Origin of the sequence: Paenibacillus solanacearum (assembly GCF_910593845.1) — a bacterium.
Taxonomy (GTDB): Bacteria; Bacillota; Bacilli; order Paenibacillales; family NBRC-103111; genus Paenibacillus_G; species Paenibacillus_G solanacearum.
The window spans coordinates 20151-40867 of record NZ_CAJVAS010000012.1 but is presented as its reverse complement, the minus strand read 5'-3'; the positions used below and the strand labels follow the sequence as shown (position 1 = coordinate 40867).

Annotated in this window: 15 protein-coding genes; 8 read left to right on the top strand and 7 right to left on the bottom strand. The window is 56.6% G+C overall.

The genetic code is table 11. The features are described 5' to 3' along the window. Window positions 1-152: 152 nt before the first annotated feature. Window positions 153-2552 (bottom strand): 3-hydroxyacyl-CoA dehydrogenase/enoyl-CoA hydratase family protein, encoded by a 2400-nt coding sequence (locus KXG62_RS15100; protein ID WP_218092823.1) that lies wholly within the window; start codon window positions 2550-2552, stop codon window positions 153-155. A 292-nt stretch (window positions 2553-2844) separates the two neighbouring features. Further along, on the bottom strand, window positions 2845-5007 hold the full coding sequence (locus KXG62_RS15095) for a (Fe-S)-binding protein (RefSeq protein ID WP_218092822.1): 2163 nt from the start codon (window positions 5005-5007) through the stop codon (window positions 2845-2847). Window positions 5008-5546: 539 nt separating this feature from the next. Here KXG62_RS15095 and KXG62_RS15090 point away from each other — a divergent pair. Both KXG62_RS15090 and KXG62_RS34380 read left to right on the top strand, forming a co-directional pair. Continuing rightward, complete coding sequence (locus tag KXG62_RS15090; protein WP_218092821.1) at window positions 5547-6320, top strand: electron transfer flavoprotein subunit beta/FixA family protein; 774 nt, start codon at window positions 5547-5549, stop codon at window positions 6318-6320. A gap of 36 nt (window positions 6321-6356) precedes the next feature. Beyond that, the gene (locus KXG62_RS34380) at window positions 6357-7625 is read left to right on the top strand and encodes an electron transfer flavoprotein subunit alpha/FixB family protein (protein ID WP_218092820.1); all 1269 of its coding nucleotides are present in this window, start codon (window positions 6357-6359) and stop codon (window positions 7623-7625) included. A gap of 518 nt (window positions 7626-8143) precedes the next feature. Here KXG62_RS34380 and KXG62_RS15080 read toward each other — a convergent pair. Beyond that, window positions 8144-8476, bottom strand: coding sequence for a hypothetical protein (locus KXG62_RS15080; RefSeq protein WP_218092819.1), 333 nt, complete (start codon window positions 8474-8476; stop codon window positions 8144-8146). A 143-nt stretch (window positions 8477-8619) separates the two neighbouring features. On the opposite strand from KXG62_RS15080, the gene KXG62_RS15075 reads away from it, so the two are divergent. From KXG62_RS15075 to KXG62_RS15050, 6 genes are all read left to right on the top strand, one after another. Further along, complete coding sequence (locus KXG62_RS15075) at window positions 8620-9003, top strand: hypothetical protein (RefSeq protein WP_246627459.1); 384 nt, start codon at window positions 8620-8622, stop codon at window positions 9001-9003. Between the two features lie 764 nt (window positions 9004-9767). Next, window positions 9768-12005, top strand: coding sequence for a methyl-accepting chemotaxis protein (locus KXG62_RS15070; RefSeq protein WP_218092817.1), 2238 nt, complete (start codon window positions 9768-9770; stop codon window positions 12003-12005). A 174-nt stretch (window positions 12006-12179) separates the two neighbouring features. Continuing rightward, window positions 12180-13223 (top strand): ABC transporter ATP-binding protein, encoded by a 1044-nt coding sequence (locus KXG62_RS15065; protein WP_218092816.1) that lies wholly within the window; start codon window positions 12180-12182, stop codon window positions 13221-13223. 2 nt (window positions 13224-13225) lie between these two features. Then, window positions 13226-14035 carry an ABC transporter permease gene (locus KXG62_RS15060; RefSeq protein WP_218092815.1) on the top strand — a complete coding sequence of 270 codons (810 nt, stop codon included), beginning with the start codon at window positions 13226-13228 and terminating at the stop codon, window positions 14033-14035. Window positions 14036-14039: 4 nt separating this feature from the next. Then, window positions 14040-14861, top strand: a complete 822-nt coding sequence (locus KXG62_RS15055; protein ID WP_218092814.1) for an ABC transporter permease — start codon at window positions 14040-14042, stop codon at window positions 14859-14861. Window positions 14862-15024: 163 nt separating this feature from the next. Then, window positions 15025-15894 (top strand): hypothetical protein, encoded by an 870-nt coding sequence (locus KXG62_RS15050; protein WP_218092813.1) that lies wholly within the window; start codon window positions 15025-15027, stop codon window positions 15892-15894. A 231-nt stretch (window positions 15895-16125) separates the two neighbouring features. Here the strand turns inward: KXG62_RS15050 and KXG62_RS15045 are convergent, their stop codons facing one another. The 4 genes from KXG62_RS15045 to panB all read right to left on the bottom strand — a co-directional run bounded on the left by KXG62_RS15045 (window position 16126) and on the right by panB (window position 20579). Then, a complete protein-coding gene (locus tag KXG62_RS15045; RefSeq protein ID WP_218092812.1) occupies window positions 16126-17280 on the bottom strand; it encodes an ABC transporter permease in 1155 nt (384 codons plus the stop codon). After that, window positions 17264-18466 (bottom strand): HlyD family secretion protein, encoded by a 1203-nt coding sequence (locus KXG62_RS15040; protein ID WP_218092811.1) that lies wholly within the window; start codon window positions 18464-18466, stop codon window positions 17264-17266. The genes KXG62_RS15045 and KXG62_RS15040 overlap by 17 nt, the downstream gene beginning before the upstream one ends. Window positions 18467-18503: 37 nt before the next feature. Next, window positions 18504-19112 (bottom strand): TetR/AcrR family transcriptional regulator, encoded by a 609-nt coding sequence (locus KXG62_RS15035; protein WP_218092810.1) that lies wholly within the window; start codon window positions 19110-19112, stop codon window positions 18504-18506. A 642-nt stretch (window positions 19113-19754) separates the two neighbouring features. Continuing rightward, window positions 19755-20579 (bottom strand): 3-methyl-2-oxobutanoate hydroxymethyltransferase, encoded by an 825-nt coding sequence (gene panB, locus KXG62_RS15030; protein ID WP_218092809.1) that lies wholly within the window; start codon window positions 20577-20579, stop codon window positions 19755-19757. Between the last annotated feature and the right edge of the window lie 138 nt (window positions 20580-20717).

Sequence of the window (20717 nt, the reverse complement as noted above, 5' to 3'; positions counted from 1 at the left end):
TTCACGTCTCGCGTTCGTGTTTCGCCCACGCCCACGGTTCACCATTTTCTCTATCGCTTTGACGGTTGACGTTTGCTGCCATTCTTCTTTTTTTGCAAAACCAGCTGCCTTCCCGGTACGATGCTCTGTTAACCGCACTGCCGACGGCTCTGCTAATTGCGGAGCGCCTTCCCCTTGGTCAGCATGTGCTGCATCCGCTGCTGCGTCTTCGGTTCGCCGCACAGGCTGAGGAACGCCTCGCGCTCCAGATCGAGCATATACTGCTCGCTGACCAGCGTGCCCGCAGGCGCATCGCCTCCCGACAGCACATGCGCGAGCTTGCCGGCGATCTTCAGGTCATGATCGCTAATGTATCCGCCGTGCCGCATCGCATAGGCGCCGGTGAGCAGCACCGCCTTGCCGTCCGCGCCGGTTACGCGGAGCTTGCTCTCCCGCTCCGGCTCGTAGCCCGCCTGCGCCAGACGAAGCACGGCCTGCTTCGCTTCGTGGATCGCGTGATCCGGATTCGTCACGACGCGGTCCCCCGGCCGCATCAGGCCGAGCTTGATCGCGTCGTGCCCGCTCGTCGATACCTTTGCCATGCCGATCGTTTCGAACGCGCGGTTGACGTAAGGCTGCATATCCGTTTCCGGAAGCGGGGCGCTGCGGCTGGCGCGAAGCGCAAGCTCCTTGCAGCCGCCTCCGCCGGGAATCAGCCCGACGCCGACCTCCACGAGCCCGAAATACGTCTCCGCCGAAGCAACGATTTGATCGGCAGGTAGGCACACCTCCACGCCGCCGCCCAATGTCATGCGGTGAGGCGAAGCGACCACCGGCTTCTCGAACCGCTTCAGCCGGTACATCGTGCTCTGGAACAGCCGGATAATGCCGTCGATTTCATCCCACTCGCCGTCCTGCGCTTCCATCAGCAGCAGCATCAGGTTAGCCCCAACGCAAAAGTTTTTCCCCTGATTGGCGATGACCAGACCCTCGAACCCGCGCCGCACCTCGTCCAGACTGTGCCGGATCATTTGCAAAATATCCGCCCCGATCGCGTTGTTCGGGGAGTGGAACTCCAGACACGCCACGCCGTCCCCCAAATCGATCAGGCTGGCTCCGCTGTTGGAGCGTACCACCTTGTTCCGCTCCTTCAGCTCGCGCAGGGAGATCGCCTCGGGCGGCTGCGTCAGCTCGCGGAACAAACCGTGATGCGCGTAAAAACGCCCGCTTTCCCTTTTCTGATAAAACGAACCATTGCCTGACTCGATCCAATCTTTAACCCAGGCGGGAACACGTTCTCCTTCCGCTTCCATGCGTTCCACCGATTTCGCCAAGCCGATCGCATCCCACAGCTCGAACGGCCCGAGATCCCAGTTGAACCCCCACTTCATCGCCTCGTCGATATCGTGAATCGAATCGGCGATTTCGCCCGTTTTCTCGGCAGCGTACAGCAGCACCTTCTTGAGAATGTTCCACGCCAGCAGCGAATACCGGTCCCCCGCCTCGATCAGCGCTTTGCAGCGCGCCCCCGCTCCTTTTGCGCGCTTCGCCGCGTCAAGCGATACGGAAGCCACCTTTCGCTGCGCTTCGTACTGCATCGTCTTCAGGTTGAGCGATAAAATTTCGCTGCGGCCATCCGCTCCTTTTTGCTTCAGGTAAAAGCCGCGCCCCGTCTTTTCCCCAAGCCAGCCGCGCTCCACCATCGCCTTCAGCACTTCTGGGACGTCAAACACCGCTTGTTCTTCCGGATCCGATACATGAGCATGCACGTTATTCGCTACATGCACGAATGTATCCAGGCCGACGAGATCGAGCGTGCGGAACGTCGCGCTCTTGGGCCGCCCCATCGCGGGGCCGGTCACGGCGTCTATCTCTTCGACGGCGAAGCCTTCGTCCGTCATTTCCTGCAGCGTGACGAGCAGACCGTACGTGCCGATCCGGTTGGCGACGAAGTTTGGCGTATCCTTGGCCATGACCACCGTCTTGCCGAGCTGCTTCTCGCAGAGCGATTTCATCCGTTCCACGATCGCCGGATCAGTATCCGAACCGGGTATGAGCTCCAGCAGCTTCATATAGCGGGCCGGGTTAAAAAAATGCGTTCCGAGAAAATGTGCGCGAAACGCCTCGCCCGTATGCCTGCTCATCTCGTTCACCGAGATGCCCGACGTATTCGTGCTGACGACCGTCCCCGGCTTCCAGCAGCGCTCGACCTGGGCCAGCAGCTCCTGCTTGGCTTGCAGCTGCTCCACGATAACCTCAATGACCCAATCGACCTCGGCGATGCGTGCCAAATGATCCTCAATATTCCCCGGCGTAATTCTCGCCGCGAAATCATCGTCATACAGCGGAGCCGGCTTCAGCTTCGGCAGCCGGGCAATCGCGCCGGCGGCAAGCCGGTTTCTCACCGCCGGATGCTCCAGCGTGAGCCCTTTGGCCGCTTCATCCGCCGTCAACTGCGTCGGCGCCAGATCGAGCAGCAGACAGTCGATCCCGCAGTTGGCCAGGTGGGCGGCAATACCCGAGCCCATGACCCCCGAGCCGATCACCGCCGCCTTGCGGATCGGTCTATTCATTGCAGATCCCTCCTAAGAGTTTTCGTGAGAAAACTGACTTCGTAAGCATTTGCTTTGCGTTTTCGTAAGAAAACGGGCTTCGTAAGCAAATTTCGTTTCTTATAACGAACATTTAGCGGAAGCCTGCTCTGCCCCTTCGGATTCGCAGAAAACGGCTTAGCAAGCAATGCATGGCATGACTCTCTTCGTATATCCCCTAATACGTGGAATCGCTCACGGCTTCACAAGATGTTTGCCGCCGAACGCGCCGATATGACGCTGCAAGTCAGAACATCGGCCTCGCTCGCTCCGCTTACGTTTTGCCGAATACGGACTGCTCCAGCAGCTCCGCAATATCTCGCGCCTTGACCCGGTCGTCCGCCTCTTTCAGCTTCGTCCCGTCCTCCATCATCGTCAAACAGTACGGACAAGCGCTCGAGATCACCGTCGGCGCCGTTTGCAGCGCCTGCTCGGTACGCGCGACGTTCACCCGCTTCCCTCCCGTCTCCTCCATCCACATCATGCCGCCTCCGGCACCGCAGCACATCGCATTGTCCCGCGACCGCTCCATCTCCAGCAGCCGGACGCCGGGGATCGCCTTCAATATATTCCTCGGCTGCTCGTAAACGCCGTTATACCGCCCCAAGTAGCAGGAGTCATGGTATACGACCCGCTCCCGCACAATATGGCTGGGCTTCAGCTTCCCTTCTTCCAACAGCCGGGCAAGCAGCTCCGTATGATGCTGCACCTCTACGTGCTTCATCCCGAAATCCGGATATTCATTTTTCAAAATGTTGTACGTATGCGGACAAGCGGTCACGATGCGGCGCACCTTGTATTTGCGGAACAGCTCGATATTGTCCTGGCACAGCTGCTGGAATAACAGCTCGTTGCCCATGCGGCGCGGGGTGTCTCCCGAATTTTTCTCCTCGTTGCCGAGAATGGCGAAGCTCACGCCCGCCTCGTGCAGCAGCCGCACGAAGGCCCTCGATACTTTCCGGCTCCGCAGGTCGTAAGAGCCCATCGAGCCGACAAAAAACAGGATCTCAAAGCCCGGATTCTCCTTGACGGTCGGCACCGGCACGCCCTCGATCTCGCCGGTCCATCGGGCCCTGTCGCTTCGGCTCAGTCCCCACGGATTGCCCTGACGCTCGATATTTTGCATGGCGCGCTGGCCCTCCGCCGGCATGCTGCCCTGCATCAGCACCAAATGCCTGCGTAAGTCGATGATTTTGTCCACGTGCCCGTTGCCGACCGGGCATTGATCCTCGCAGTTGCGGCACGTTGTGCACGACCAAATTTCACTTTCGCTCATGACATCGCCAATCAGCTCAAGCTCTGTGGGACTTTTATCGGAATCAGCCTGCCACGACGATTGCTGCCATCCGATCGTCGGCCCAATGTCCGTCAACATTCGCGACTTGCGGTTCCACTCCGGCTGCTCCTCCATCGCATTCATGTGATGAGCCGTCTGCTCCGGCGAAAAAGCAAAGGCCGGCACCCAAGGCGATTTGGACGTCACCGCAGCCCCCTTCTCGGTCAAATGATCCCTCAGCTTCGTAATCAAATGCATAGGCGACAACGTCTTCCCGGTATTGGAGGCAGGGCATACATTCGTGCAGCGCCCGCATTCGACGCATGCGTAAAAATCAATCATCTGCATCCGTGTGAAATCTTCGATCCGGCCCGCGCCGAACGTCTCCGTATCCTCCTGCTCCAGGTCGAGCTTTTGCAGCCGTGTGGACGATTTACCGCGTTTCAGCCACAGATTGACCGGAGCGGTAATGATGTGAAAATGCTTCGATTGCGGCACGTAAACGAGGAATGACAGAAGGATGAGCAAGTGCAGCCACCAGCTTGCATAAAATAGCACTTGCGCTGCCGTCCCGGATAATCCTATTACGGCAAAGCCTGCCGACAGCAATGAAGACACAGGAGCAAGCATCGACGGCTCCGCGCCGTGCCACACCCGCTCGAACGCCAGCGACAGCACGACCGATAGCATGAGTCCTCCGATAAAAAACAATACGGCGCTTGGCTTCCAGCCCCGCTTAAGGCGTGGCAGCCGTTCGACATAGCGCCGGAATCCGGCGTAAACGACGGCGGCCAGCACGGCCAGCACCGTAATTTCCTGAAACAAACCGAAGGCGGCATAACCGGGTACCGGGATCATGATCCCCCCGGATAGTCCTTTCCAGATCAAATCAAGCGCCCCTAGTTGCAGCACAATGAATCCGTAAAAAAGAATGAGATGCATGACGCCGCTCTTCCAGTCTTTAAGCAGCTTCTTGTGTCCGAACACTTGGCGGGCGAATTCCGACGACGAAGGCTTCGGCGATGCGGCGTTCCGCGCCTCTTCCTCATCCTGCTGACCGAGCCGAACGTACAGCGCGCGCCGGGCAACCGCCTGCACAAACCAATAGATGCCGCTGCCGGTGACGACGACAAACAAAAGGAAATTGATCCATTGCCACATCTGCGCTCCCATCCTTTCGCTCCTGATGACAAGCCGGAGTTCGACAAGTTTGTCCGAAAACGCTTACATTACCTGTGTAATTCTTATCTTATGTGCGCTTTTTGCGTGACATGATTGTTTTTCGCGGCAGCGCCGCATTTTTGTCGAATCGAATGGCATTTTTCAACCGAAGGCCACAATACACTGTAATGAGGCATGCATCGCTGCATCGGGCGCGCGGTCGTATTTCAAGCTCATGCCCCGGAGATGTGTGGAAGGCGGGATTTCCCTGTCCTGTAGGGTTAACGAGCCTTATGCAGTGCCGAACGCAGACCCGGGATTGGTGCTCGTTGTAAAGCCTCCGTCCAGCTTCGATCACAAGGTCACCGCTCGAACTTGCCTATCTTCTTTCTAGAAACAATACGACTGTCGGGGAGCTTCCCTTTTACGCCAAACGGCCGAACGGATTTGAATTCGTTAAAAAACCGTCTGCCTTTTATCCAAAACGAGCCTAACCGAGCCGATGCCTGCCCCTATAACCGGAAAGGAGCCATGAGCAAATGAACATATATGTACTGCTGAAACAAACTTTCGATACGGAGGAAAAGGTGGTCCTTGCCGATGGCGCCGTGTCGGAGGAAGGCGCGAAATTTATCATAAACCCTTACGACGAGTATGCGGTGGAAGAAGCGATCCGGCAAAAAGAGCAGCACGGCGGCAGCGTGACCGTCATCAGCGTCGGTCCGGAGCGATGCGCCGAAGCGCTTCGGACCGCCCTTGCGATGGGCGCCGACGAAGCGGTGCTGATCAGCGACGAAGAGGTCGGAGCCGACGGCTTCGGCTGCTCCGCCGTGCTCGCGGCTTATTTGAAGCGGCAGCCTTCGGTCGACTTGATTGTGGGCGGCTTGTTCTCGGTCGACCAGGGAGCGGGGCAGACGGCGATCCGCGTCGCCGGACTGCTCGATCTGCCGCACGTCTCGTCGATTACAAGGCTGGATATCGATCCCGCTGCCGGCACGGCTGCCGCCATACGCGATGCCGAAGGCGATTCGGAGACGGTTGAAGTGAAGCTGCCGGCCGTATTCACGGCACAGCAAGGATTGAACGAGCCGAGATACCCGTCGCTGCCCGGCATCATGAAAGCGAAGAAAAAGCCGTTTCACCGCTTGACGCTTGCCGATCTTGATCTGACCGCGGCCGAAGCTTCCGCCAAAACAGCGCGCGTCGCCCTGTCGCTGCCTCCCGCAAGACAAGCGGGACAGCGGCTGCAAGGAGAGCCGCAGGCGCAAGCGGCGGAACTGGTTCGGCTGCTGCGTACGCAGGGTGTCGTCTGAGGCTAGAAACTGCATGCAAAAGGAGGAATGAAACCCATGAGCCGAACGATCGTCGTTATTGCGGAACAACGCGGAGGACAGCTGCGGCAGGTCACGCTGGAGGCGCTGCGGGCAGCGCACCTGCTCCGCCGAGAAGGCGATGCCGTCAGCTTCGTCGCGTTCGGAAGCAACCTGTCCGAGCTCGGCAGCACGCTGGCTTTATACGAATGCGATCGGATTTACCTGATCGATCATGCGGAGCTGGAGCAGTACAATCCGGAAGCCTGCTGCCATGCGCTGACGCCGCTGCTCCGCGAGCTATCGCCATGCGCCGTCGTGCTCGGCCATACCGCGATCGGCCGCGATCTGGCGCCGATGATCGCCGCACGTCTGCAAGCCGGGCAAATATCCGACGTCATCGCCATCGACCGCGCAGATGCCGCCGCACCTCCCCGCTTCATCCGGCCGATTTACGCCGGCAAAGCGTTCGAAACGGTCGAGGCCGCCTCCGACGGCCCGCTCGTCGTCACGCTGCGCCCGAACAACGTGCCGCCGGCCATGCCTCGGGGTACTCAGGCAGCTGGCGGTGCGGGGATGGCTGGCGGGGTTCCAAGGGCAGGCGAGGACAATGCACCGGCTGCTGGCGGGGACGACGCGCCACAAGCAGACAGCACGGATGTATTGACGGCTGGTGGGCACGACGCAACAGCGGCCGTCGGGGATGCCGCTCCGTCAGCAGACAGACCCACAGTCTTGATTCCTGACGGCGACGATGCTCCACAAGCAGCCAGCTCGGATGCATCGACGACTGGCGAACACGACGCAGCGCTGACTAACGGAGGCGTTGCGCCGCCACAGATCGTATCGGTCCCTTATCCCCCGCCGTCATCGCTGCGCACCGTGGTCAAGGACGTGGTGCGCAAAACTTCCGGGAAGGTGGACCTGACGGAGGCGAAGATCGTCGTCTCCGGCGGGCGCGGCGTCAAAAGCGCCGAAGGCTTTCGTCCGCTTGAGGAGCTCGCTGACATCCTCGGCGCTGCCGTAGGCGCTTCCCGCGGGGCTTGCGACGCCGGCTACTGCGACTATGCGCTGCAGATCGGCCAGACCGGCAAGGTCGTAACGCCGGAGCTGTACATCGCCTGCGGCATCAGCGGCGCAATCCAGCATCTGGCCGGCATGAGCCAGTCGCGCATCATTATCGCGATCAACAAAGACCCTGACGCGCCGATCTTTCAAGTCGCCGATTACGGCATTGTCGGCGATCTGTTCGAGATCGTCCCGCTGCTGACGGCCGAGTTCAGAAAGGCGCTTGCCGATGGAGCGTAAGCCTGATCATCATATGGATTTAATTTTTGAATGATGTTCGGAGAAGCTCGGGAGGTTAGGGGAGATGTTTTGGGGAAAGTTGAAGGTTGAAGTTCGGAGCTGAAGGTTTTTCCCTTCCACTCCTCAAAATTAGTTGGTTTGATCCTACTACTTATGTGCCTCTTATGCTTATTCCCGACAAGCCGGCGACTCGTACATTTGGTCAGGGCAACTATGTATTGCCCTAGACGGACTATTTTCTGCCATCATTCATCGATTTTACCCTCGAATTGCCCAAAACCTACTATTCAGAGCCCTTCCCCTCTGAGTAGTAGGTTTTGACGAACTATTTGACGTTTTTCCCTTCCACGCCTCAAAATTAGTTGGTTTGATCCTACTACTTATGGGATTCTGCCTCTTATGCTTATTCCCGGCAAACCGGCGACTGTACATTCGATCAGGGCAACTATGTATTGCCTTAAACGGACTATTTTCGACCATCATTCCAACGAGGCTGGAAACTTACCTTTATGCAGGCCTCAGTTGCTAGGATCCTCATCATCCCGTTGTTCCGACGAAATATGTTTACCGATCCCGTATGCGCCTGCAACGGCACAGCAGCCTCCCAGCGTCATAAACATAAGAAATACAGCCCAATTGAGCGACTCGTTCGGCCCGTTTCCGATGGGCCCGACTTTGGGTAAACTAGCATTCCAATAAAAAATGATCGCGCCGATCATCGTTATACAGCCGATAACCGTCAACAAAATAAATCGTTTCATGCCATACCTGATCGGATCGGCTATTAAGCGATATAACGAAACGACCGATACCAAAAAAGAAAAGATGATCGCAATCCAGTTGATCGTCATCCGCGATTCCTCCGTCCTTTTATTTTCAATGCATACCGTTACGAGGCTCTCCTGTTAACTGTCTATTTTCCTATTATACCTAAGCGAGTCGGCAGTCTCTAGCATATTGTATGTTAATTGAGATGAAAGGAGGTGCTCTTCTTATGCCACACACTGTATCGACAGGCGTTCTGACGAGAGAGCCGGGAACGATATCCGCTGTTGTCAATCTGGTCAACGTGGACAAGCGCCATGCCAATTCCGTTACGGTAGAAATACTAGACTGGTCCAACTACTCGAATCCGATCTCTCTTCCGGTACTCATCGGCGAGAACGATCCAGTCCTCTTCCCTTATTCGCTTGCACCGCAAAATTTGGCGGTCATGTACGCTGACCTGGATGAAGTCGTCAGTCTCTACGAGATTCGGATCACGTATTCAAAAGAAAAAAACATTATCATCAACACCTTTGGCCGAAGCGTTCCCCCGTATACGAGCCAGGAAGGCAACACCGTCTATCACAATCTGTTGGTTAAAGTAAATCCGTAACTATCCGCATCATTGCAGCAGCCATGGATTTCCTGACGTTCGTAGAGTTCAACCGCCCGCCGCGCAGGGCCGCAACGCGGGCCCGGAACTCACGGGCGTATGGAAATCACCGCCTCCTCCAGCGTACCACGGCAAGCGCGCTCGCCCGACACGGCGAACGCGCTTGTTCGTTTGCTACACGAAATACGCAAGCGTACGGCCAGGCATAGTCATCCCCCCACACAAACCGTTAAGACTACCCCGACTCATTTACGACGTACAAGTACACAACCGGCGTCTTCGCACCGCCCGCACTTACAGCTCCCGGCTCAGGAGTATGCGCTGCATGAAGCTCTCCCGGTGATCACAGCCAACTCGGTACGGTAAACCGGACTTTCGTCACGATTTTAGCCGGAGTTTAACCGATCACCGTGCAGCGACACAACACACACCCGGGATTTGCACGCCAGCACTTCACGCATTGCTGCACTTTTTCAGAATATGTCAGCCGCGTACATATGGGCCGATGATCACAAACTTCCAAATGAGATATCCTGAAATTTTTATCGATTTATGAGACTTTTTGTTCAGAATTGCCACCATTTGCCACAATCTTCACACTATCTTCACACAGGATAAAATAAAATAGAGACGGTGATGTAAACACTTACAACCCATTTTTCACTAGCATGATACAACACCGGCGACGGCAATCCGGTACATCGGACCTACCGGTGGCGGCTGCCGATCAATAAATCCATCACATACAACCAGGGGGTTTTATCGTGTATCCAGATGTTAAGAATCGGATCACCCAGGGCTTTAGCCGCATGCGTTCCGTCGGTTTTAAGCTGTTTATCCTGTTTCTTATCAGCATTGTCGCAGGATGCGCCGTTTCGGGGTGGACCGTGTATCGCATCTCAACAACCGCTCTGCAGGAAAAAGTAGGCAACAATGCCCAGCAGGTCACGCGGGACGCGGCCAAAAACATCGACCTGTGGTACAGGCAGATGGAAGGCTTTTTCAACAGCATCGCCTTATTCGCGACCAGCAACCAAGTGTTGACGCAGCAGCGAAGCAAGCTCGTTCCTCTGGTCGATACGGATCTGGCCGAATACGAGAAGCTGCAAGGGCGAATCTCCACGGCGAACACGCAGATTCAGAAAATGGCCGAAGCGCTGAAGCCCGGGGAAACCAAATCGAAAGAGCAGTATATGCTCGAGGTGGAACGCGATAATCTGGTCAAAAACGCCGCAACGCTGAACAAGCCGAAGTCCGATGCGGACAAAGCGTTTTTGAACTATATGCAAAACACAACGCTAACCAACAACGCGATGATTTTCTCCGTTTCCATGATTCGCTACAACGGGGAAGACCAGCAGTTCATCCCGCAATCCTCCAAGTCGAAGCCGCAGCTGTACTCGCTGCCTTGGGTGGATCAGGTCATTAAGGCCAAAGGCAAAAACGTGTATTTGCCGCCGCAGGCCGGCTCGTTCACGTTCGACAACAATGCCCGGGTGTTCGGTATTGCGAAAGCTTTCTGGAGCTCGGAAGACGCCGTCTGGGCCGACGTGCTTATCGTGGAGTACAAGCTTTCGTATTTCGAGGATATTTTGAAAGCCATCACGTTCGGCGACATCGGGGATGTCCATTTGATCGGCAGCGACAACGTCACCTATTTCTCGAACCGGGAAGGCATCCAGCTTGGACAGCCCGCAGCCGTTCAAGCGGACCCGGAAAGCGACGGAGCGTTAAGCCGGTATGTTGACGCGAGCAAGCAAGCGTACCTTACCGTGAGCAAAAAGCTAGAGAACCAGCCGTGGATCTTAGTTGGAGCCATTCCGGAGTCCCGCCTGCTCGAGGACGCAAGCAAAATCAAAAACAGCTTCTACTGGCTGATCTCCGGCTCCATTCTGCTGTCGCTCGCACTGGGCTGGCTCGTATACTACAGCATCGGCCGACCGCTGCTGATCGCACAGCGCAAGATGCAGCAGGCCGAGCAAGGCGACCTTGGCGTAAGGCTGGGCTTCAAGCGGACGGACGAGATCGGCTCCGTCAGCACCAGCTTCGACCGGATGATGGAAAGCATCAGCCATATCGTCAGCAATACCGGCGGATCGGCCAAGCAGTTGCTCCAATCGAGCAACCGAATCCAGGAGCTCGTCGTATTGAACGAGTCTGCTTCCAAAGAAATTGCCGTTGCGATGGACGAAGTCGCGAAGGGCGCAATGAACCTCGCCTCCGATGCGGAGAAGAGCAACGAGCTGACCGGTCAGCTCCATCACTGCCTGGACGACGTCATGGACAAAAATACCAAGATGCAGCAGGTAACCGAGCAAATGAAGACGGCGAGCCAGGAAGGCTTGACAACGATGGAAGAGCTGTCCGAGCAGAGCCGAATGGTCGAATCGATCGTCAAAGATTTGAATCAGAACATGCGTCAGCTGCAGGACAGCACCAATTCCATATCCGTCGTGCTCGATTTGCTGCAGGACATTTCCAAGAAGATCAACATTTTGTCGCTTAACGCGGCCATCGTCGCTGCTTCTTCCGGCGAAGCCGGCAAATCGTTCATGGTCGTTGCTCAGGAAATCCGTAATTTGGCGACGCAATCCCAGCAGTCGATCAGCTCCGCCGGCGATGTGATCGATCGGATTCAATCGGACATGCAGCAGACGAACCATCTGGTCAGGCAGTCTATGCCGATCTTCTCGCGCCAGTTGGCGGCTTCTGACGCATCGCAAAGCATCTTCAACTCCGTCTCCACGTCGATGCAGGAGTTCTCGGAACGGTTCGCCGAAGTGTGGGAATCGCTGCGCATCTCGCTTGAAGCCGGTAAAGAACTGAATGAGGTGCTGATGCAGGTCAGCGCCGTCTCGGAGGAATTTACGGCTTCTACGGAAAATGTAGCTAACCTTGTCGTCAAACAAAACGAATCCAGCACAGAGCTGGTCGAAACAGGCAAAGAGCTCGAGCAGCTCTCCCACGGCTTGCGCGATTCGCTTGGCATATTCAAACAATAAACAGAGGTTGGCCGGGTCCCGAATACGTTCGGTATCCGGCTTTTTCTTATTTTCAATGCATATAAGCAGCCTGCCGCATCGGCCAAAAATACCAACTGCGCTTTCGGCACATTTGATATAATGAGATTCATATTTTCCTAAATTTGGGGTTTGGCTCAAAAGGAGGCGACGGCTGTGGCTTTTATTGAAGTCCGTCATTTGCGAAAAGAATTTGTAACCCCTGTGCGGCGTTCCGGGCGGTTCGGGACGCTGCTCAGTCTCGTGCGTCCGGATAAACGGACGATGGTGGCCGTGGAGGATATCAGCTTTGCCATTGAACAAGGCGAAAGCGTCGCTTATCTGGGACCGAACGGCGCGGGAAAATCGACGACGATCAAAATGCTCACCGGCGTTCTCGAACCGACAAGCGGCAGCATCACCGTGGCCGGCGATATTCCGCACAAGAACAGGAAGCGCAGCAGTTACCGGATCGGCGTCGTATTTGGCCAGCGCAGCCAGCTGCTGTTCGATTTGCCGGTAAGGGATTCCTTCGAGCTGCTGCGCTACATGTACAGCATTCCGCGGGAGGTGTACCGCCGCAACCTCGAGGAGTTCACCGAGGTGCTCGAGGTTGCGCACCTGCTCGAACGCCCTGTGCGCACGCTGTCGCTGGGGCAGCGCATGCGCTGCGAAATACTCGCATCGCTGCTGCACGACCCGGATGTGCTGTTTCTCGACGAGCCGACCATCGGACTCGACGTCGTCGCGAAGGAGCGCATTCGCGCTTTTATTGAAAAAATGAACCGGGACAAAGGCGTCACCCTGCTGCTGACGACGCATGATATGCAGGATATCGAGCGGCTGTGCCCGCGAACGATGATCATCGACAAAGGCAAGCTGATTTATGACGGCAGCCTGCAATACATTCGCGACCACTTTGCAACGGAGAGGCATATTCGTGCCACGTACGATCATCCGCTGCTGGCGGAATCGGCCGCTGCCCTGTTCGCCGTATACGAAGGGGTTCGCGCCACCGTCGAAGAACAAGTGCTCCGCCTTACATACGACCAGCGCCGGACGGATACCGCCGCGTTGCTCAAGCTGCTGCTTGATGCGTCTCCCCCGAGAGATCTGACCATGCAGGACGAGAACATTGACGCTCTTATCAGCCGCATTTACCGGGAAGGCTTGACGGTGAATCCCTCCGCGCAGCGGCTGTCACTGGAAGGGGCGGGCTGATCATGCAGACGGTAAGCCGACTGTTCGGTTTGTCGCGGATTGCCGTCCGCCAGCGGATGCAATTCCGGTTCGATTTTGTCATGACGCTGATCGCCACACTCATGTTCAGCTTGATGTACTTCATGCTGTGGAAAGCAATCTACGCGCACTCCAGCGCCCAGACAATGCCATGGGAGCAGCTGATCACGTATGTCATGGTCGGCCAAGCCATCAATTTTGCCCGCTGGTCCCCGGCGGAGCGAGCGCCGACGTATGCGATCGCCGAGCGTGTCCGCAGCGGAGATATTGCGCTTGACCTGATTCGCCCGGTCGATTTCCAGCTGCAGCGATTTATTGAAGCGTTCGGCTTTTTCGCCGTCGAGATGCTGTGGGTCAATATTCCGGCGCTGCTGCTGCTCGTCTATGTACTCGGGATTTCGCCCCCGGCCGGTTGGGCGGCCGCATTCGGCTTTGCCGCAAGCTTGTTCATCGGCTTTTTGGTCGCGTTCAGCCTCAATTCGATCATTATGATGATTTCTTTCGTGACGACCAACACGTTCGGCGTACAGCTGGCCAAACGGGCGATCGTCGATATTTTTGCAGGGACGCTGATTCCGTTCGATTACTTCCCTTCCGCGCTGCGGACCATACTGGAATATTTGCCGTTCCAGGCGATGGCATATATTCCGCTGTCGATCTACACGGGACAGTTGTCGGGCGCACAGATCATTGCCGCTTTATCCGAACAGCTTGCGTGGGCGATCGTCATGATCGCCGTCAGCCGATTGCTTTGGACGCAAGCAGCCAAACGGTTGTCCATTAACGGGGGGTGATCCGATGATTCCGCCGAAGCGAAATGCGCTGCAGCAAACGGCCTTTTTGACGGGAATGTACGCGCAATTTTTAAAAGTATACTTCAAAACGCTCGTCGAATACCGTGCCGATACGTTCATTGCTCTCATCGCCGGTATACTCGCACAAGGAAGCACACTCGTATTTTTGACCGTCATTTTCCAGCGCATTCCGGCACTCGCCGATTGGAATTTTTACGAGCTTGTGTTCATATTCGGGCTTGCGGCGACAGCGAGGGCATTGAATCAAACTTTTTTTAACGCGCCGTTCTCGCTCACCGGTTATATACGCCGCGGTCGTCTGGACGTCATGCTGGTGCGCCCTGTCGGCGTGCTCTTCCAGGCGATCGGCTACTCTCAAGATTTGAACGGGGTAGGCCAGCTGGCGACCGGTATGGTCATTATGACGTACGCGGCTTCTCAGCTGCATCTGGCCTGGACGCCGGGAAGCGTCCTTTATGCCCTGATCGCCCTAGTATGCAGCGCAGTCATCCAGTTTGCCGTGCTGCTCGTCATCAGCGTACTGACGTTCTGGGTGCATGAAGTGCGCTCGCTCATCTATCCGATCAACTGGCTGTTCGATTTCACCCGCTACCCGATGGACATATTCCACCCGGCGCTGCGCGGGCTGTTAACTTACGTGATTCCTTACGCTATCGGCAGCTTCTATCCCGCCGCTTACTTGCTAAGACCCGACCTGTACGGCTGGGCGCTATGGGGCGTTCCGGCGACGGCGGTCGGGGTCATGCTGCTGGCTTACGCCGTCTGGACCTACGGCCTGAGAACCTATTCCAGCGTCGCGGGGTAGTCTCCTACCCTCAGCACCCGCATGACGGCCTGCCGTTTCCTGTCCGGAGTCTCCATTCGTCCGGAAGAGTAGGGACATTGGTACAGTCCGCGAATCCCCCTGATGCATATGCTGTAGAATGACGTTTGTCACGAGCGAAGCTGAACACTTGGGGTGATGAAGAATGGCAATGGGAATATTGGATGTATGGGTAAGCTCCGATGTGGATGCGTCCAGCATGGTACTGGTGACGGACTGCATGAACGGGTATCCTCATGAACTTTACGGCCTTCAAGACGGCATGACGGTCACCTTGAGCAAGGGAAGTGAGGAGAAAGAAGTTCGGATCGTTCGCGAAAGCTCGAACGAATGCTCCTTTCATTATATGGAGCTGCATCCGCAAACCGCCAAACAACTGGGCCTTGCGAACGGCTCGCGCTGCCGCGTGACGTTGGACGATAAGATGGAAATGAAAATCGCGCCCGTTTCGGTCAGCCGTTACCATGCGAACGTTCAGATCGAACGGCATCCGAGCCGTCAGCAGAGGATCGTCATGGGCTATTCGCTGCTCAGCATGCTCGGCATCCGGCATCCGGCAAAATCTGCGATTACGGTCAAACGAAACGCCTCGCCCGTCAAGCTTCGACTGCATGTGCCGGAAAACGAGCTTGACGAATCCTGCATCCTTCCGGTGCAAGCGGCAGTCAAGCTCGGCATCACGCAAAACGGCACCTACTTACTCGAATACAACCACGCTACCCGCGTGCTCGGCTTGCCGGAAGGCGTGACGCAAGCCGAGCCGTTCGCGGTCGAGCAATCGAGCGTATCGGTCCGTCGACCCAAGCAGCCGCAGCCGCGGAAAAGCAATCCCCCCGCTCCGGCGCTACTAGCGAAGCCCTTGCCGCCGGCACGGCCAACAAAAAAAAGCGCGCCTCGCCATGCCGCGTCGGGACGTGCGCTGGCAGCCTTGTCTGCAGCCCCGGCCAGACCTAGCCGCAACGCCGTCGCGCCGTGGCTTCATTCGTCGGTCGTACCGAGAAAACGGGCGCGCTAAGGAAGCCCGCAGCATGACAAAACAAGCACCTCGGTCGCCTGCTCCCTTGAGCCGACGGCGATGAGGTGCTTGTTTCATTACGATAAGTCCGCTGCCCAGCTCCGATCTCCACAGCCAAAGCTGACGGAGCCCCTTCTTGCGCGTGCTGTACTGTACTGCTCGGCAAGGGCAGCACACGGAGTAAGGGATGCTCTGCCGGCTCGGGAGGAACGTCAGCGCTTGCCGGTTCCATTAGGCGGCAGCCTCGCTTAAGTTCGCGCGAAGCTTGGCCTTTCGCGTCTCTCTCAGCGTCAGCAAGCCGACGAGCAGCGATAAGATGCCGATCATCGCCACGAACACGCCCATTTCCTGAACGTAGTACGTCAGGCGTCCTCCCCGGTAGCCCATACCGCGAATGAACTTGAACAGCCAAGTGAGCGGCATCATATGGCTGATCGCCTGGATCGGAGCCGGGAATATGATCGGCGCCACCTGTACGCCGGACAGCATAAAGGATGGATACACGATCGCGTATGTGCGCAGCGCCACCTTCGACGGGTCAGCCGCCGTCCAGCCGACGACCATGCCCATGAGGCTGACGGTCAGCGTGTAGAGCAGCAGCGGAACGATGAACGCGAGCGCCGATCCGACGAACCGAAGTCCGCCAAGCTGCTTGAGCAGGCCGAAGGCGAGCAGCAAGCTGATGCAGGAGACGACGGCGTAAGGTACAACCCGCGACCATAGCGCGATCGGTGCGCGAAGCGCTTCACCAAGCGTTCCTTCCACGCGCAGCCGGGGAACGATCGAAGCGGCTGCGATCGCCGTAATGCCGAGCGCCACGACGTTCACGAAGCCGATAACCATAAACCCGATGAAGTCGGACGTCGGATTGAACAGCAGCCGCTGCTGGAGCGAAAATGGCGCCGCCATGCCCATTGCCGCCTCGTCGCCCAAACCCATGACTTTCAGCTTGCCGACCGATAGCGACGTGTTCTCGATCGTGATCAGCTCCTGCATGCCCGTACGAATGTTGCCGACCGCCGACGGCATCGAATTATCAATCAACAGACCGACATTGATGGACTTGCCCTGCAAGCGCAGCTCCTCCATGCCCCGCGGAAGGTAGATGACCGCCATATACTTCTCATTGGCCATCAGCGTTTCCGGCGCGACCGCTTCGTTGAATACGCCAGTAACGTCCATGTACTGCGTCGCATTTACTTTGTCGATGAAGCTGCGGCTGTACGAGCTGTTATCTTCGTCGACGACGGCAATCGGCGCCTCGTTGATCTGGCTGTTCCGGAACATATAGCCGAACAAGGCGGCCACAAGCAGCGGAGCGATCAGAATCGCGGGAATGAATTTGCCGGACAGCGCGACCCGCCACTCGTCAAGATGGGATTTCATCAACCTGCACCTCCGCAGTCATCCCCGGCAGCAGCTTGTCGGTCCGCTCGACATAGATGCGAATCTGGAACGTATTCAAATCGGCCGTACCTTTCTCCCGGCTCATGCGCAATGCGGCGAATTGCGGCGCAGCCGTGACGAACCGTACTTTGCCTTCTACCTGATCCGGCAGCGCAGCGAATCGCGTCGGCACCGCCGAATCCGGCTGGAACTTGCCGACCTGCCGCTCATCCACATACAGGTCGAAGTACAGCTTGCCGGTTTCGAGCAGCACTACCGGCGTTCCCGAACCGACATTTTCCCCGAGCTTCGGCACGACCTTCACGACCTTCCCGTCCGCCGGCGCCCGCAGCGTCATCCGCTCCTTCTGCACGTTCAGCGACTCCAGCACAATGCGCTGCTGCTCCAACTGCTTGTGCAGCGCGTCAATGCCGATGCGCTGGTTGTTGATGTCCCCTTCCGCCAGCTGCTGCTGCTCGAGCACCGCCTGCGCCTTGTCTGTCTGGAGCGTGGCCTGCTGCCGCTCCTTGTCCGTCGCGCCGTTCAGCATTTTATTCAGCGCCGCTTGCTGCTGGTTTCTGGCGTTCTCCAGCGTCGCAACCTGGCTGCGCGCATTCTCGACCGCATCGCGGTAGTCTTTGTACGAATACGCGTTGCCCTCGTATGTATCTTGAATATTGCGCAGTTGGTTATACATCTTCATCGCGTGCGAGTACGACTCCTCAGCCGCCTCCACCGCCAGCTTCTGCCGCTCGATATCCTCCGCGCGCGCCCCTTCAGCCACCTGAGCCTGCTGCGTTCGCGCCTGCGACAGCCCGAGCTGCGCCTGCTTCACCGCGTTGCCCAGCTTGCTCTCCGCCACCGCGATGCCGTCCTCCGCCTGCCCGATCTTGAGCGTCGTCAGCTCCACATCGGCCTGCGCCTTCTTCAACTGCAGATCGACGTCCGTCGGGTCGAGCGCCATCAACACGTCGCCTTTCTTGACGGCCTGCTCCTCCATCGCCGTCAGCGTGACGATCTTGCCGCCGACCCCTTGGAACGACACATTCACCTGCTCCGCTGTTAATATGCTCGCTTTACGCGCGCTTGCAAGCGTTACGGCGTCTTTGCCGTCCGCGGCCAGCATCCAGCCGCCCCCGCTCAGCGCCAAAGCCAATACGACGATCGCTACCACCTGTTTCTTCATCCCGATGTTCCCCTCTCCGTCTTTCCCGCTGAAACCGTTACGGTGTATTGCATTTTAAACCGTTCAAAATATAACTGATCGTATACCGGATAACGTCCTCCTGTTCCTCCTTGACCGGGAGGTCCTCCTTCGACTGCAGCACCGGATCCAAGAACGGGCTGTTGCGGGTAAAAATGAGCGTGCCTACGACAAAATGAACCGTATGCCGCAGCGACTCATATTCGAACCGTCCTTGCCGTTTGCCGGCTTCAAGAATCGCGCGCAGCTGGAGCCACAAAGCGTAGACGATGTGCTGCACCTTTTCCAGACGCGGGCTCTGCATCATCACTTCTTGCTGCAGCAAATTGATCAGCTCCGGCTCCGCAAGCCGGAATCGCGCAAACTCGCGGATCAGCGACTGAAGATCGGCTACCGGATCCGCAAGATCGTACGCCTTCTGCAAAAAGCTCGGCGCATATGTCTCGAACAGCGCGTAGAACACATTCTCCTTGCCGCCGAAATGATACGATACGAGCGCCAGCGCAACGCCGGCTTCATCGCATATTTGCCGGACCGTCGTTCCTTCGTACCCTTTTTGGGCGAACAGCGTTTTGGCTGCGTTTAAAATTTTCAGTTTTACGTCTTTCCCCTGTATATCGTTTTTCATAAGTCCCTCCTTTTGGTAGCACTAGGCCCGATGCTCGAGCTTGCTGCGTTTCCTTTGTTTATTCCGTAGTAGGTGGTGACCGCCTCAGCTGTCTAAATCGCCTGAACTGAAGTCACTAGATAAACCATAATATCCCATATTATTTCAATAAGACTTGCTTATGCTTCTTCACCGCGCACAAGGCATTTACACACAATTACAGTTGTGGCTGCAGCACCGGATCGCCGGAAACGTTGCGGTTGCGGTTTACGCGTACAATCGGCTTAGTCATTTCCTCGGTTTATCGTCGCTTTCTCGCTTGTGTGCACTTGATTGAACGATTGTTTTGAACGATTGTTTTGAACATTTGTTCAACTTCCTCTGGATATTATTTTACTACCGGTTAATTAACCTTGTCAAGTGAATGGAGGGTTGCCGTTTGAAATCAACTTACCGAAAAGGAAAGTCAGCAGAGAAGAACATTCGACGCGGCGCACAAATGTCCGGAAACGACAAAAGCAGCCGCTGCGGCTGCTTTTGAATATTTTAACGTTGTTGCGGCGATCCGTTCCACTTCGATGACAGCCCGACCTTCGGCGCTCCGCACTATAGCTCTGCGCCCTTGGACGATGCTGCATCAATGTCTATCGAGTGACATGACAGTTACGGTACAGACCGCAGCCATTCCTCGACGCGCCGCAATTCGGATTCCTTCATATGTCTTACATGCATTTCTTCGGGAAACTGACACTGGCGCACCTCTTCGGCATAAGCGTGAAACGCCTGAAGCGCCTGCTCGTTAAAATTGAAATAAGGTTTGACATGACGCAGTTTTTGAGGGTTCATGCCCAGCATGTCATGGACGATTAGCACTTGCCCATCCGTGTGCCGGCCCGCAGCAATCCCGATCGTAGGAATGGACAGCCGTTTCGTAACGATGTCCGCAAGCTCCTCGGGAATCAGTTCCAAGACCAGCATGCAGGCGCCCGCTTGCTGCAGCTCCAATGCCCCCTCCACCAAGACGGCCGCATCTTCGAAAGTTTTGCCTTGAGCGGCCACATTCTCATGGAATTGCGGATTGTAGCCAAGATGCGCCCATACTTCGATGCCGTGCTCATGCAGCAGCTCGATGACCGGAGCTTGCATCCCTTCAAGCTTAACCCCATCGGCTCCTTGGGCCAGCAATTTGTTCGCCGTCATTAGTGCCATCTCGGGCTCTTCGTAAGTCCGATACGGCATATCGGCGAGCAGGTACGCATCGTGGACTCCGCGTTTGACCATTTTCAAATGATACAATATTTCATCCAGCGTGACTTCCGTTTCCCTGCCGTAGCCTAATACGTTGGTGCCGACACTGTCACCGACGAAGATGACGTCCACGCCCGCCTGTTCTTGCAGCACGGCCGTCCGATAATCGTAACAAGTGAGCATGACGATTTTTTGCCCGTTGTTCTTCTTCTCGTGCAGATGTGCCATCGTTTTTTTCATAAAGCGCCTCCCAAGTCCCTGTCCGTTTCGGATCAGAGCTTTTTTTGTAGTGCATACTGCTTTGGATCACTTCAGGTAAGGCTCCAATCGGATGCCTTCCTAATGGAAATTATACCGGTAATTTACATCGGATGCTAT